The sequence below is a fragment of the Seonamhaeicola algicola genome (genome assembly GCF_007997385.1).
In the GTDB taxonomy this organism is placed as follows: Bacteria; Bacteroidota; Bacteroidia; order Flavobacteriales; family Flavobacteriaceae; genus Seonamhaeicola; species Seonamhaeicola algicola.
Window position 1 is genome coordinate 29,104 of the sequence record NZ_VOSC01000028.1, and the last position, 16,305, is coordinate 45,408.

The window sequence follows — 16,305 nt, forward strand, 5'->3', positions numbered from 1 at the left end:
ACTTTACAACCATTTGCTGTGTTTTTAAACTCATTTATATATTTTTAAAACGGGTTTTAAATTACATTAGCAACACATTAATAACTTTTAAATATGAAAAAAATACTTTTATTAGTTTTTGCACTGTTTATAACAGTTGCTGTAAGCGCACAAGAGAAAAAAACTTTTGAAGCCGCTGTTGAATACGCTAAGTTAGATAAAAACGAAGCCACTAAAGTACTAGCCATTCATAATGAACGAACAGCCAGTATTAAAGCTATTAAAAAACAAAAGTTAGACAAAGAAACAGAAAAGGAAAAAATTAAAGCAGTAAGACAAGAAGCATCTAAAAAAATTAAAGCCATAATTGGTAAAGAAAAGATGAAGGAACTGAATGCATACTGGAAAAAAAGTTAGTTTTATAGATTTTATGTTTAAGTTAAGTATTAAGGAGAAACCAGGTTGTTTCTCCTTTTTCGTTACATTAAAACACATTAGTAATAAGTTTGTAACTTTGTTGTAAAGTACATTTTTAATGGAAGCACTTACACTTACAACACCTGCACTATTATTTTCGGCAATATCATTAATTATGTTAGCATATACTAACAGATTTTTGGCCTATGCTTCAATAATTAGAAGTTTGCATGATAAATACACAGTAAACAAAAACAGCGTATTAAAAGCTCAAATACAAAACATAAAAAAAAGATTATACCTAACAAGATCTATGCAAATATTAGGTATTTCAAGTTTACTTTTATGCGTACTTACCATGTTTTTAATTTACATAAACCAACAAACTGTTGCCGTATGGATTTTTGGTTTAGCACTACTTTTACTTATTGGTTCATTAGCACTTTTAATTGTTGAAATTCAAATATCGGTTAAGGCCTTAGAGCATCATATTAGTGATATTGAAAAAAACTAAATAATAAAATTTATGAAAACAACACCAGAACACAATGCCCGCATTGCTAATTTAATTTTTGGGTCTGTATACCCGCATTATGTAAATAAAGTAGAAAAAAAAGGGCGCACTGTTGATGAACTTCTGCAAGTTATTGAATGGTTAACAGGCTTTAATAAAACTGATATTGATACACTTATTGAAAACAAAGCTACTTTTAAAACATTTTTTGAAAAAGCTACCATTAACCCAAATGCAAAATTAATTAAAGGGGTTATTTGCGGTTATAGAGTTGAAGATATAGACAATAAACTAACACAACAAACACGTTACCTTGACAAGTTAGTTGATGAGTTAGCTAAAGGGAAAAAAATGGAAAAAATTTTAAGAAGCTAATTACAAAACACATCAATAACATAAAAATAACCTTACGCAACTAGGTAGTTCATCGGTTATATTTCTTACATAACAAAAGTTTTTATATATTTAAGTAAGAAATGCAATTTTTATGAAATCCAACCAGAATAAAAAATTGTATGACTTAATTAAAGAAGACGAGTCCTTTTTTTCAACCATACAAGAAGGTTTGTTAGAAGGTTTACAAACATGGCGCATAGATAGCCCTATACACCAATGGATAAACCCACGCATCTTACTTTTTTTAGGTTATGCCCCATCACAAATATCATTTTTATCAAACGCTATACTTGATATCATAAACCCTCATGATTTACAGTTAGCCTTACAAAGTTTTAAAAAACATTTAGAAAACGAAACACACCCGTATGATCAAGAAATACGGTTTACACATAGTAATGGTAACATAGTTTGGATAAGAAGCCGAGGTTTTGCATCAAGAAATGCTAATGGTAAACCCGAAAAAATGTTTGGCTTTCACCAAGACATTACCGAGTTAAAAAAACTTCAACAAAAATTAGAACTAAAAGAAGAAGCTACAAACAAAAAAGAACAAATATTTATAAGCATATTTGAACAATCTCCTTTAGCCATTCAAATTTATGACCAAGATGGAAAATTAACAAATGCTAACAACCAAACTCTTACCCTTTTTGGCATAAAAAATAAAAGTGAAATTATTGGTTTTAACCTTTGGGATGACCCTAACTTAACAGCTGAATACCGTAAAGAATTAAAAGCAGGTAAAACAATAAAAGTTCCAGCCACTTTTAATCCAACACCCAAAAACCCTTCTAACGCAATTTATGTTGAAAATTTTGTACTTCCAATTTATAACAAAAATAAAGTTACAGGCTACTTAGTACAAGTAACAAATATTACTGAAAGTAAACTTGCACAAGACGAATTAATACATAATGAAAAAAAATTCAGAAGTATTTTTGATAACTCTAATATAGCAATGATGCTATGTACACCTTATGGTATTATTACTGAAATAAACAATCAATTTTTAAATCTTACTGGTTACACCCAAAAAGACTTAATAAATACAGCGTATAAAAATATTCCTTCTTTTAAAGTTTTTGAAAATGAAATTGAAAAACTTAAACAACTTATAAAAAAAGAAATTAATAATTACAGACTTGAAAAATGCCTAATAAAGAAAAATGGCAACCCCATATGGCTTGATATTGTAATTACAGCAAGACAAAATGATGAAGGAATAACAGACATGCTTATTATTATGGCTAGTGATATTTCTGAAAGCAAAAAAAGTGAAGCCATACTTAAAAATATGCTAAATGAACTCCAAGTTATTTATGATCATAACCCATCGTACACTTATCTTAAAGACACCAAAAACAATATTTTAAAAATAAGTAATACAGCAGCCCAAGCTATTGGATTAACAAAAGAACAAATAGAAGGTAAAAACGCTTCTGAAATTTACCCTATGATGGCTGATGAATATTACAAATCTGATTTAGAAGTTATAAATTCTGGTAAAGCCAAACTAAATTATTTAAACACTTTGCATAATAAATTTGGTGAAGTACGGTGGACTATTACTAACAAAATACCCATTAAAGAAAATGGTAAAGATGTTAGCGGTATTTTGGTTGTTTCAACAGATATTACTGAATTAAAACTTAACGAAGAAAAACTTAATGTTGCTATTGAAGGCGCTAACTTAGGCACTTGGGAGTTAAACTTAAAAACCAACGAAATTTACACCAATAAATACTGGCTAGACCATTTGGGCTATGAACAAGATGAAGTTACCTTAAAACTAGATTGGTGGTACAGCATAATGCACCCTGATGATGTTGAATATTGTAAAGATTTAATGATACAGCACTTAGAGGGCAAAACAGATATTTATAGAGCCGAAATACGTGTAAAAAACAAAGCAGGCCAATGGGTGTGGGTGCATGAAAGAGGCAAAGTTGTATCAAGAAATATTAAAAACAAACCCATTTTAGTTAGTGGTATACATGCCGATATTACTAAACGAAAAAATAATGAGCAAAAATTACTTAAACAAAATCACGACCTAAAAAAGGCTATTGAAAAAGCTGAAGCTGGCGAAAAAACATTTAAACAACTATTTTATGAGCACTCTGCAATAAAATTTATTATTTGTAAAGACTCTGGTAAAATATATGACGCAAACCCTGCTGCCGCAAACTTTTATGGCTGGAGTATAGATGAGCTTAAAAAAATGAAAATTTCAGATTTAAATCTATTATCTGCTTCTGAAATTAAAAATGTAATGGACAAAGTTTCTAACAAAGAAAAGTTGCATTTTGAGTTTAAACACAAAAAAGCCGATGGTAGTATTGCTGATATTGAAGTATACTCAAGCAACATTCTAATTGATAATAAATCATATTTTTATTCAATTGTTCATGATATAACCGAAAAGAAAAAACAAGAGCAACACATTAAACTACTAGGAAAATCTGTAGAGCAAAGCCCTGTAGCTATTTTCATTACTAACAAAAACGGTATTATAGAATATATTAATCCGGCATTTACAAAAATAACAGGCTACACGTACAGTGATATTGAAAATAGCTCACTAAATATTCTAAACTCTGGTTCGCATTCTCAAGCATTTTATAACAATTTATGGGACACTATTAAAAACAATAAAAAATGGACTGGTGAAATACAAAACAAAAGAAAAGACGGCACACTTTATTGGTGTAGTTTAGCCATTTCACCTATTGTGAATGAAAATAATGAAATAATAAACTTTGTTGCTGCTAGTGAAGACATTACCCATAAAAAAACAATGGTTGATGATTTAATTCTAGCTAAAGAAAAAGCTGAAGAAGCCAACAAACTAAAAACTGAATTTTTAAATAATATTTCTCACGAAATTAGAACTCCAGTTAATGGTATTGTTAACTTTTCTGAATTTTTAAATGAACCCGACTTAGACACTGAAAAACGCATACATTATGCTTCTATTTTAAAAAATAGTAGCAAACAATTACTAAATATAATTGATGATATTTTAGAAATTTCAACATTAAAAACTGAAAAAGTTAAAGTTGTAAACCAGCCTTTTAACTTAAATAGTTTTATGTTAGATATGTATGCTATATATAGTGTAAAATCAAAAGAAACTAACATACCTTTTAACCTAAATAAACCAAACTCAAAAGATATTATTTATATTAATTCTGATAAGTCTAGATTACAAAAAGCACTTAAGCACATATTAAACAATGCTTTTAAATTTACACACAATGGCTATATAGAGTTAAGTTATACTATTTCAAATAATGCGGTTTCTTTTTATATTAAAGACACAGGTATTGGTATAGAAGCAAAACACACCAATAGTATTTTTAATCGTTTTGTTCAAGAAAACAAAAGCATAGCGCAAAACTACGGCGGACTTGGTTTAGGGCTTTCAATAGCCAAAGAAAACGCCGAACTTGTGGGTGCTACAATATCTATAAAATCAGCTAAAGGTGCTGGAACTACTTTTTGTATAAACCTACCAACAAGCGTTGAAATTGATAAAAACCCCGATGATTCTTCAAAAAATATAATATCTCAAATTGAAAAAGATAATGTAAATATTTTAATAGTTGAAGATGAAAACTTAAACTTCATAATATTAAAAAAGCTTCTTTTAAAAACACATCAAAACTTTAATATAATGCATGCTTTAAATGGACAAGAGGCTGTTGACTTATGTAATAACCAAACTATTGATTTAATTTTTATGGATATGAATATGCCTGTAAAAAATGGTTATAATGCCACGAAAGAAATTAAATTAAACCATCCAAAAACACCTATAATTGCACAATCTGCCTATACTTTAGATAACGACATAAAAAAAGCTTTTGATGCGGGTGTTGATGATTTTTTAGCTAAACCAATTGATAAGAAACTACTCTTCAAAATTTTAAACAAGTATGTAAAAATTAAAAGCTAATCAAACCTAATAGCTTTTACTGGTGATATTTTTGTAATTAAGTATGAAGGTACTAAAAGCATAATTAAACACAGTAGCAAAGTGCCAATGTTTAAAGCTACTATATACCCTAAACTAATGTAAACAGGTGCTTCGGTAACATAATAAACACTTGGGTCTAGTGTAAAAATTTTAAAATACTTTTGGGTAAATAGTAAACCTAAACCTAAAACATTACCCCAAATTAACCCTAAAATAATTAAGTAAGACGCATTGTATAAAAATACTTTTCTAATGCTCCAATTACTTGAACCTAATGCTTTTAAAATACCTATCATTTGAGTACGCTCTAATATTAAAACTAAAAGCGCGGTAATCATATTAATACCAGCAACTAAAATCATTATACCAATTATACCATAAATGTTAGTATCAAAAATTTTAATCCATTCAAAAATAGAACTGTATTTATTGGTAATAGTTTGTGTGTTTAAAATTGATGGTGTGTTTTCATAAACCTGAGTTCCTTTTTGGTTTAATTCACTATAATCATTAATAAAAACCTCAAAATTACCAATTTGGTCATCATCCCATTTATTTATACGTTGTATGTGCCTAATATCGCCAATTATGTAATTTGCATCAAAATCTTGAAAACCTGAATTATAAATACCAACAATTTTATATGTTATTATATTAGGCAGTTTTTCTGGGTCTTCTTTAATAAAAACCATTTGAAATGTGTCATTCAATTTCAAATTAAGTCTGTTAGCTAAATATTGTGAAATTAAAACATCTTCATTTCTTTTATTAGTATAATCTGGCAATTTTCCTTCAACTAAAAACTCATTAAAATACTGCCAGTTATAATCTGCTCCTACGCCTTTTAAATAAGCAGCTTCAAAATACGCTTCTGTTCTTACAACACCATACTTTGAGGCCACAGCTTGTATGTGTTTTATGCCGTCAACTGTTTTAAATTCAGGATAAAACGCTTGTTTTTTTGAGATGGGTAAAATACTTTCTTCAGATGTGTTACTATCATAATTTGTAATAAGAATATGGCCATTAAAAGCCACTACTTTATCTCTAATTTTTTGCTGCAAGCCAATGCCTGTTGCAATAGTTATCATCATTACCAAAACCCCAATAGCAATTGCGGCAATACCAATTTTTATTATTGGTGCCGAAACACTACTTTTATACGATTTACTGCTAATAATACGTTTAGCTAAAAAATATTCAAAATTCAATATAATATGCGCTTTACCTTTGCCAAAAATACAGTTTTATTATTTGTTTTAATACTAATTTCTTGCGGAAACACAAATAAGGCAAAACACCAAATAGCTAGTGGTAATAAAACTAATACTGCAAATTTAAAAAAACATACAACAGAAAATATATTACCAATTGTTGGCGCAAACCAAACACAATTGTATTTACCGCTTTTAAAAACAAAACGCGTTGGTATTGTAGCTAACCAAACTAGTGTTATTTTTAAAAATAATACTAGTAGTTTGAAAAGTAATAACTATACACATGTAGTTGACTCTTTATTGGCTTTAAACATTAATGTAAAAAAAGTTTTTGCACCAGAACATGGTTTTAGAGGAAACGCCGATGCTGGCGAAATTGTAAAAGATGGTATAGACACCAAAACCAATTTACCCATTATATCTTTATACGGAAACAATAAAAAACCTAAACCGGAGCAATTAGCAAATTTAGATGTTGTTCTTTTTGATATTCAGGATGTTGGCGCACGTTTTTACACATATATTTCTACATTACACTATGTTATGGAAGCCTGTGCCGAGGCTAAAATTCCGGTTATTATTTTTGATAGACCAAACCCAAACGGACATTACATTGATGGACCAATTTTAGAAACCGAACATAAAAGTTTTGTTGGTATGCACCCAATTCCGGTGGTTCATGGTTTAACAATTGCTGAATATGCTAAAATGATTAATGGTGAAAAATGGCTAGCAAACGGTATAGCCTGCGAAATTAAAATTATACCTGTAAAACACTACACACACAAAACACCATACAATTTACCCATTAAACCAAGCCCAAATTTACCTAACCACATGGCTATAAATTTATACCCAAGTTTATGTTTTTTTGAAGGAACAAATGTTAGTGCCGGCCGTGGTACTAACCATCAATTTCAAATATTTGGTAGCCCGTTTTTAGATAAAACTATTTTCAATTTTCAATTTACACCGCAACCCAATGAAGGTGCTAAATACCCAAAACATCAAAATAAAATATGCTACGGAAACAACTTAACTAATACAAAAAAACTTGATAATTTAAATTTACAATGGCTTATTAAAGCTTACAAAAACACAGCTAACAACGCCAATTTTTTTAATAACTTTTTCACAAAACTTGCTGGTACAAAAAAGTTACAACACCAAATTGAATCTGGTTTAAATGACACTGATATTAGAGCCTCATGGCAAGAAGATTTGCGTGCTTTTAAAACCATTAGAGCTAAATACTTAATATATAATTAATAACATTAAGGTGTAATAGTTGGTTTTTCATAAGGTTGAAACGGTTGTTTTAAAAGCTCTGTTACACGTCCGTTTTTTTCTTCATCAGGAAACACATCAACCCCATAAATTAATTTATCTCTATCATATTCCATGTATGTTCCCAATAACCTGTCCCAAATTGAAAATATATTTCCGTAGTTAGAGTCTGTGTACGGTAACCTGTAATGGTGATGCACTTTATGCATATCGGGCGATACTAATAAATAACTCAATATTTTATCAATACGCTTTGGTAGTTTAATATTTGCATGATTAAATTGTGATGATACCAATGATAACGATTGATACAACATTACAATACCAATAGGTGCACCAACTAAAATAACACCAATAAGTGTAAATGTAAACCTTATTACACTTTCAATGGGGTGATGCCTGTTTGCTGTAGTGGTATCTACATTATGATCTGTGTGGTGTACTAAATGCACCATCCAAAGTATACTTACTTTATGCTCAACTAAATGGGCTAAATATGCGCCAAAAAAATCTAAAAGCAATATGCCTAAAAACACATATAGCCAAAGCGGTATTGCGGGTAGCCAATTAATAATGCCAAAATTATTAGCAGTTACCCAATCGGCAGATTTCAACAACAAAAAAGCCAACACAAAATTAATTACAACTGTGGTTAAGGTAAAAAATATGTTTGGCCATGCGTGTTTCCATTTTTTGTAATTGAATTTAAAAAGAGGTACAGCGCTTTCAATAAGCCAAAAAATTGTTAAACCACCTACTAAAATAAGGCTTCTGTGTAAAGACGGAATGGTTTCAAAATAATGTATTAGGTCTTGCATTTTTAATTTAGTTTTCACTAAATATACAATACAAAAATAAATTATGCACGCATAGTTTATTTTATATGTTGTTTCATAGCTTCAACAATATTAAAGGCCGCAGGACAAATAGCTACATTTTTTAATGTTAAGTTTGAAATTTGCTGAAACTTTTTTCTGTCTGTATGCGGAAACTCACGGCAAGCCTTTGGGCGTACATCATAAATTGAACAGTAATTATCTGCACCTAAAAACGTACAAGGCACGCTTTGCAATACATAATCATTCTCTTCATCAAGTCTTAAATACTGAGCAATAAACTGCTGCGGTTTTAATCTAAAAAACTTTGCAATACGTTCAATATCTTTATCTGTAAAAAGTGGCCCCGTAGTTTTACAACAATTTGCACAAGCTAAACAATTGGTTTTAGTAAATTCTTCATCGTGTAAATCTTGCATAATGTAGTCTAAATTTTTTGGCGGCTTTTTTTTTAACTTCTGAAAGAATTTCTTGTTTTCGTTATGCTTATCTTTGGCCTGCTTTGGAAGGTTATTTATAATGTCTTGCATGGTACAAAAATAATGGTTTTACTAATTACATAAGGCGCATTACAACGGTAATGTAACAAAATTTTTAACGAGTCTACAACGCATGTATTACTAACAATAATAAAAACTAAAAACTTTACTTAAACGCTACTTTGTAACAATTTCAAAATAACTTAAAAAAAAGATGAAAGACATTTTTGGAAAAGCATTACTTGATTTTTTTAACGGACATTATACAGAAGATATTATTACATCAACAAGTATTTCTGCAGAAGATGAGCTACCTCTTATCTATTTATTTAGAACGTTTTCTGAAATGCCTCCGTTAGAAAAAAAAGCTTTAAAATTAGCCAAAGGTACTGTTTTAGATGTTGGCTGTGGTGCTGGTAGCCATAGCTTATACTTACAAGAAAAAGGATTTGAAGTTAAAGCCATTGACATATCAAAAGGCGCAGTTGCTGTTGCCCAAAAACGCGGTATTATTAATGCTGAAGTTTTGAATATTTTAGATGAAACTAACGCTTTTGATACCATTTTATTACTAATGAATGGCACTGGTATTTTTCAAGAACTAAAACAGGTTGCTACGTATTTAAAACACTTAAAAACACTTTTAAAATCAAACGGACAAATACTTATTGATTCATCAGACATTAAATATATGTATGAAGATGATGATGGCGGTTTTTGGATGGATACCAACAGTAATTATTACGGTGAATTAGATTATTTTATTAGCTATAAAGGCGAAAAGGAAACACCTATGAAATGGTTGTATTTAGATTTTAACACCTTAAAATTAGCATGCGAAACCGTTGGTTTAAATTGTGAATTAATTGCTGAAGGTTCTCATTTTGATTATTTGGCTCGTTTAAGTTAAGTATGCGTTTTAAATGATGTTAAAACCTATAGTGTCCAATAATTTTATAATTAAACAAACAATCTTCTAAAACTTGGCCAGCTCCAATATTATGCACTATTAAGTAACGTTTACCATCATCAGATTTTTTATTTACAACAATACCAATGTGTGTTATTGCACCTCCTAAATTCCAACAAACTACGTCTCCAGGTTTATAGTCAGTGGCATTTTTAGTTATAGGTTTATTGTAGCCTTTTCTATTAAAATAAGTCATTAAATTAGGAACACGCCTGTGGTCTATATTTTTATCGGTGTGTTTAAGCCCCCAAATTTTAGGATAAACAGCAAAATTTAATAGCATATCTTCATGTACTTCCTTTTGCAAGTCTATTCCTAACATACGGTAAGCTCTTATAACAACATCAGTACAAACACCTTTATTTTTGGGTATATCGCCATTTGGGTAATCAATTAAAAAGTAACTAGGATCGTAAATTACCTTTTGCTTTGTTAATTCTAAAGCACAATCAGATAATGTTAGTTGACGTGTATTTACTTGAGCAGAAGAAGCAATACTAATAAATAGAATACTATAAATTAGTTTTTTAATTGCTTTCATACCTTACTTAATAGTTAATTAAAAATTACTTTTTTAAATAAATATCATCATCAGTGTTAAAAACACCATCATTTCCAGCAGATAAAACAACAAAATCTTTATTTATTACTTTATATTTATATTGGTTTTTCCATGCATCAGTAAACCATTGCTGTTTTATTGGGTCATTGCCAAAAGCTTCTTTTAAATCTTTAGGATATCTATTGTAATTGTTATGCCAATTATAAATCCAAGTAGTAATTTCAATTATTTCTTTTTTAGTTTTATTGGGGTATGCAACACGTTTTTGATATGTAAAAAACAAATAAAATGCTAAGCCAAAAACAACTATAGATACGTATAATGTTTTAGCACTTGGTTGCAAAAAATACTTTTCAAAAGAGCGTTTTTTTCCATCTTCTTGCTCTTTTTTTATTACCTTTTTTTTATGATTATAATCGCTTATTTGGAGCCAAAAATCTGCTATAATTTCTAGTATACCTTGTATCATAAATGTGCGTTTGGTTTGTTCTAAAAAAATAACATATATGATTCAAAAATAATTACAATTTCAAAACAAGTTTTAGAAATCAAACTTAAACGTAGCACCTGCTAAAAACTGAATACCCTGTACTGGGAAATTTTGCCAAAGTTGGTATTCATTATTAGCTATATTATTAGCTTTAGCAAATACTGATGTTTTATCATTTATATGGTAACCTACATGTGCATTAGCATCAAAAAAGCTATCTAAAGTTACAGTAAAAGGTGTAGTTGCTGTTACGCCATCATTTAAAAAGTATTGATCTTTACGCTCGCCAACATAGAAAATATTTGCGCCAGTAAACCAATGTTCATCAATTTGGTAATCAAAAAACAAAGAACCTTTTATGTCTGGTAAATTCCAAGCTTCATCTTGCGCATCGGTTGAGTAGTTAAAATATTCAGCTTTAATTCCTAATTTAAAATTTCGGCTAACATCAACGTTTATTTCACCCGAAACTCCAAATGTATCCATATCATCATAAACAATTCCGTATGAATTACCATAAGAATATGACTGATTTGGCATTAACGTTATGTCATTATTTTTAAATAAAGCCCTATTTCTATCAGCTTTATAATGTCCGCTAATGTTATAACTCATATTGCTAGACAATTTACCTTTTAAGCCTACATAAGCATTGTATTGTTGGTCTGTTGGTGTTATGAACAAGGTTGGAGATACAAACGGATTTTCAGAAGCAAAATCAAAATATGAATTCTGCAGCAGCTCACCCTCAATACCACCGTAAGCAATTAACACATCATTAACCAACCTGTAAGTAGCTGTAACGTTAGGATAAATGTAAAAGTTGCTTTCTTCATTTTCAGAATCTCTAGAAAAAGCTGCAGTTATGCCAAGATTAACGGTTAAATCATCTTGTTTTAATTGAAATTGAGGTGATGCACTTACAATAAAATTACCGTAGCCCAAAGCCTCTTCATTGTAATAACTTCTATCAAAATCGCCTTTTATATAATCAACTTTAAAGGTTGTTGAAATTTCTTCTCTATTCATAGGAATATCAATTTTTGCATTGGCTATAAAACGATTTTCGCCAGATCCTTGGTTATCACCAAAACGCCTAAAAATAAATCCGGCTGAATTTATGTATGTATCTTCAAAATTAATATCGCCACCAAAATATGCGTTATAAAAGGTATGTTTTTCATCAATACTATTATTAATAGCTGTTGTTGTAAATGTTGGTGCAACACCATACCAATTATACATTTGATGCTCAAAACCACCATTTACTTTCCATGATAAATCACGCAATTTGGTAGTATAGTTTACATTTAGTTTTGAAATGGAATAATTATCATCAAAATTAACACCATTTATACCGCCTTGTGATGAATTATGACTTAAATAACCGCCAACACTCTCAGTTCTATTAATAGCGTGGTTTAAATATACTTCACCTAAAATGGTTGTATATGAACCAAAGCCCAAAGTAGCATAATTATCATATAGTTTTATAGGTTTACGTTTTTCAACAACTGCTGCTTTTCCTTTGGCAGGTGTAAATGTTGATGCTACTGGAAACGAAAATATATTATACTTTACTTCTTTTTTTGTTTGTGTGGTTTCATCATTTAAAGTTGGTGTTTCTTTTACTTTAAAAGCATCAGAAATTGTAGGTGTATAGGGTTTTACAACATCAATAACACCTGTGTTTATAGTATCCTTATCTCTATTTTGTGAATGCATTACTATAACACTTAACAGTAATACAAAACTTAATATTTGTTTTATGTGCTTACGCATACTTTATAATTTTCTAATGATGATTTATAATTGTAATTAAGGCTATGATTTCACTTTTATGGTGCTTAGTAACATATTTTTGCAAAGGCGCTAAAACGCAAAGACTCCAAGCTTGAATAAGCTGAAAACGTCTATCTACAAATCTCAACGGTGTATTGGCTACTAAGAACTGTGTATTACTTTTTGAAAACTGCATACTGAACACTGATTTACTCTGGTTGAATAGAAGAATTGGTTTTAGCTTCTTCTGTTTTAATGTTGTTTAATGCTTCTTTTGCTTGGGTTACTACATCATCAAACTCAGCAAAATTTTCAATAACACTCTCTAAAATATAAGTGGCTTGAAATGCATCATTCAACGCATAAAAATTATTTGCCATTACCACTAAACCTTTGGCACTATAATATTTATAACCAGAAAAATCTTTTGCTAATTTTTGCACCGTTGTGTTAGATGCTTCATATTTACCTTCTTTATTTTTAAAGTAGGCATTGTAGTATAATGCTTCGGCAGCTGTTTCGCCAGTGGCAACCTTTTCAACATTGGTGTAGGCTGCTTTTGCTTTGGTTTCGTTACCTGTTTTTATTGCTGAACGGGCTATTATTATATAAGCATCACTTTTAATTTTATTATCAATAGTTGTATTTGCTAAAACTTTATCGGCATAAGTAACAGCAGCTTCATAATTTTCTAATTGATAATTAGCTTTCATTAAATTAGATTGTGCAAATATTACATTTTGCGGAAAATTTGCTTCAGCCTCCAAGCGTTTTAAAATTGGTATAGCTTGTTCCCATTTTTTTCCTTCTAAGTAATATTGTGATAATCTTGACAAAGCCTCTTCGGTATATTCATTTTGCGATGTTTCAACAATGTACTTATAATGTGGTGCAGCATTGGCCATTAAATCTTTTTTATAATACAACTGGCCTAAATAAAAATGCGCTTGTAAAATGTGAAGCCCGTTTGAAAATTCATTAACGTAACCATTAAATTGTTTAATGGCGCGGTCTGTATTACCATCTAAATACTGTTTTTCGGCAGCGGTGTAAGTGGCGTTATCTAAATCGGCATCAGTAACTTCAACAAAATCAAGTGTTTTAACCCACGCTGCATAATCATCAACACGCCCCATATCAATATAAATTAGTTTAGCAGTAGAAACAGCTTGAACCGCCTCTGGCGTACCAGGATAATTGCCCGCTACATTTTTAAATTTGTTTAAAGCTTTTTGGTTTTGGCTGCCATTATAATATACTAAACCTTGACGTAATAATGATTTTGGAACAAATGAACTCATTTTATACGCTGAGTTCAAGTTATCATACATAGCAATAGCTTTATCTATTTGGTTAGCTTTTACGTATGAATTACCAAGCTCATACATAGCGTCATCACGAAGTTTAGATGACTGATAGGTGTTTATAAACTGCTCTAATTCTTTAATTTTTTGCGAAGATTGCCCCATATAACCAGCACTTATAGCTTTTTGAAATGCGGGATAATCGGCGTTAATTTCTCCAATTTTTATGGCATTTTGGTAAGCCGTTATTGCTGCATTGTAGTTACTTGTTACAAAATAAGCATCGCCCAGACGTAAAAAGGCATCATTTTGCCTTACTTTATCATCGTTACTATTTTTTGTAAAAGCACTAAAATGCTCTGTAGCACTGTTGTAATTTTTTAATTTGAAATAGGTGTAAGCTAAATTATAATCTAAATTTTTAAACTCTGGTGCAGTAACATTCATTTGTTTAAACTGCTTAAAACCTACCAAGGCATCATCATAATTTGTTAGGTTATAATCGGCTTCAGCTTTCCAAAATGTGGCACGGGCCGTATAATTTTCATCTCTTGGTTCTTTTAATGAAGCATCAAATAATTTTTTAGCTTCTAAGTATTGATTATCATTATAAAGTTCTATACCTCTATAAAACGCAACTTTTTGGTAGGCTGCTTTATTATCAAAACTCTTCTTCCCTTCTAACAAAATTAGGGCCTCTTTGTAATTTTTTGATGTTATGTAAGAGTCTATTAACAGGGTTTCAATTTCATCTCTGTAACTTGTTTCAGGATATGTATCTAAATACCCCGCTAAAACTTGTGGTGCTGGTTGGTAAGGGTTACCAATTTCATAACTAATTTTAGCATAATTTAACCAAGCATCTTCTTGTATTTTTTTATTAAAACTCATTTGAGATGCATACCTAAAAGCATTTAAAGCTTCTTGTTTTTTATTTAAATGCACATAACTTTCGCCCAAATGATAATAGGCATTTTGCGCAATACTATTGTTACCGCCAATAATTTTATTGAATTCTGAAATGGCTTTTTCATAGTTACCTTGTTTGTAGTGTGCGTAACCCAATTGATAAAAATCGGTGTTATTCCATTTAGCGGTTTTATCGCGTTTTCCTTTTTTACCTTTATAGGCTGTTAAATACGGAATGGCAGCTTCGTATTCTTCTAAATTAAAATAACTTTCGCCTATTATTTTTGAAAGTTCAGATATTTCGTTTTCATCGCTATCTGGTAATCGTTGTTTTGCTAGTTCAATAGCTTTTTCAAAATTCCCTAATTTAAAATTTAAATCGGCTTGATAGTATGATAATTTTTCTTTGTAGCGTTCTTGATCACTTACTTGATCAAAATATTCGTTTGCTTCATCATAATCATCACCTTCATAAGCCATAAAACCAATATAGTATTTAGCTTGCGAACCATATTCTTGCGAGCTTTCTACTTTTGACAGGTATTTTTTTGCTTCTTTATATTGTTTGGTTGAAAAGGCTGTGTAACCATTATTGAAATAGAATGTTTCTTTATCGGCTTTACCTAAACTAGCTTCATCAACTTTGCTATACCATTTACGGGCATAGGCGTATTTTCCGTTTTCAAAATAATAATTGGCTACATCAACAAAAGCGGTATTACGCTTAGTACTTGTTGGGTATTCTTCAACAAAATCTTCAACCAAATCATCAGCATTTTGTTGATTGAGCCTTACTGCACAATTGGCTATATAGTAGGCGCAATCTGATTTTAAAACACCTTCTTTGGTTGTTTTTTTAACACTTTCAAATAAGGATTGTGCTGCTAAGTATTGATTGTTATTGTAAAGTGATAGTGCTTTTTGGTAATCTACCATATTGCTTGTGTATGCTGCAGATTGTTGCGCTAAAAGCGGTATGGTAAAACTTACGGCAAGTATAAAGGAGATAAAACTTTTTTTAGTCATTAACCAGTAGTTTTTAATTTTAATCAAAGATAAAAGTTTGGTTTTTAATCCTACAGAAACAGCTATAAATTTCTGTTAAAATAAAGACTAAAAACAGTATTTAGCAATGCTTTTGTTATAACGAAATAATCATGCCATAATTATAAAACACTTTA

Annotated in this window: 13 protein-coding genes; 6 read left to right on the plus strand and 7 right to left on the minus strand. The window is 30.2% G+C overall.

Features of this window, described 5'->3' with window-relative positions; translation table 11 throughout:
- Positions 1-93: 93 nt before the first annotated feature.
- From FUA26_RS12150 to FUA26_RS12165, 4 genes are all read left to right on the plus strand, one after another.
- Complete coding sequence (locus tag FUA26_RS12150; protein ID WP_147136438.1) at positions 94-396, plus strand: hypothetical protein; 303 nt, start codon at positions 94-96, stop codon at positions 394-396.
- 118 nt (positions 397-514) lie between these two features.
- Positions 515-910: a DUF2721 domain-containing protein gene (locus FUA26_RS12155; protein ID WP_147136441.1), complete on the plus strand. Its 396-nt coding sequence runs from the start codon at positions 515-517 to the stop codon at positions 908-910.
- Positions 911-922: 12 nt separating this feature from the next.
- Positions 923-1,285 carry a DUF2200 domain-containing protein gene (locus FUA26_RS12160; RefSeq protein ID WP_147136444.1) on the plus strand — a complete coding sequence of 121 codons (363 nt, stop codon included), beginning with the start codon at positions 923-925 and terminating at the stop codon, positions 1,283-1,285.
- A 112-nt stretch (positions 1,286-1,397) separates the two neighbouring features.
- Complete coding sequence (locus FUA26_RS12165) at positions 1,398-5,267, plus strand: PAS domain S-box protein (RefSeq protein ID WP_147136446.1); 3,870 nt, start codon at positions 1,398-1,400, stop codon at positions 5,265-5,267.
- Here the strand turns inward: FUA26_RS12165 and FUA26_RS12170 are convergent.
- Positions 5,264-6,499: an ABC transporter permease gene (locus FUA26_RS12170; RefSeq protein ID WP_147136449.1), complete on the minus strand. Its 1,236-nt coding sequence runs from the start codon at positions 6,497-6,499 to the stop codon at positions 5,264-5,266. The two genes, FUA26_RS12165 and FUA26_RS12170, sit on opposite strands and share 4 nt — an antisense overlap.
- Before the next feature lie 6 nt (positions 6,500-6,505).
- Here FUA26_RS12170 and FUA26_RS12175 point away from each other — a divergent pair, with 6 nt between their 5' ends.
- Positions 6,506-7,774, plus strand: coding sequence for an exo-beta-N-acetylmuramidase NamZ family protein (locus FUA26_RS12175; protein ID WP_147136452.1), 1,269 nt, complete (start codon positions 6,506-6,508; stop codon positions 7,772-7,774).
- 5 nt (positions 7,775-7,779) lie between these two features.
- On the opposite strand, the gene FUA26_RS12180 is transcribed toward FUA26_RS12175, so the two are convergent.
- Positions 7,780-8,610 carry a sterol desaturase family protein gene (locus FUA26_RS12180; protein ID WP_147136455.1) on the minus strand — a complete coding sequence of 277 codons (831 nt, stop codon included), beginning with the start codon at positions 8,608-8,610 and terminating at the stop codon, positions 7,780-7,782.
- Between the two features lie 56 nt (positions 8,611-8,666).
- Complete coding sequence (locus FUA26_RS12185; protein ID WP_147136458.1) at positions 8,667-9,158, minus strand: YkgJ family cysteine cluster protein; 492 nt, start codon at positions 9,156-9,158, stop codon at positions 8,667-8,669.
- 163 nt (positions 9,159-9,321) lie between these two features.
- Here FUA26_RS12185 and FUA26_RS12190 point away from each other — a divergent pair, with 163 nt between their 5' ends.
- Positions 9,322-10,017, plus strand: a complete 696-nt coding sequence (locus FUA26_RS12190; protein WP_147136461.1) for a class I SAM-dependent methyltransferase — start codon at positions 9,322-9,324, stop codon at positions 10,015-10,017.
- Positions 10,018-10,036: 19 nt separating this feature from the next.
- Here the strand turns inward: FUA26_RS12190 and FUA26_RS12195 are convergent, their stop codons facing one another.
- From FUA26_RS12195 to FUA26_RS12210, 4 genes are all read right to left on the minus strand, one after another.
- Complete coding sequence (locus FUA26_RS12195) at positions 10,037-10,618, minus strand: DUF1287 domain-containing protein (RefSeq protein WP_147136464.1); 582 nt, start codon at positions 10,616-10,618, stop codon at positions 10,037-10,039.
- A gap of 25 nt (positions 10,619-10,643) precedes the next feature.
- Entirely contained in the window at positions 10,644-11,108 is a 465-nt protein-coding gene (locus FUA26_RS12200) for a hypothetical protein (protein WP_147136467.1), read from the minus strand.
- 72 nt (positions 11,109-11,180) lie between these two features.
- Positions 11,181-12,911: a TonB-dependent receptor gene (locus tag FUA26_RS12205; RefSeq protein WP_147136470.1), complete on the minus strand. Its 1,731-nt coding sequence runs from the start codon at positions 12,909-12,911 to the stop codon at positions 11,181-11,183.
- 209 nt (positions 12,912-13,120) lie between these two features.
- Positions 13,121-16,150, minus strand: coding sequence for a tetratricopeptide repeat protein (locus tag FUA26_RS12210; RefSeq protein WP_147136473.1), 3,030 nt, complete (start codon positions 16,148-16,150; stop codon positions 13,121-13,123).
- Positions 16,151-16,305: the final 155 nt, after the last annotated feature.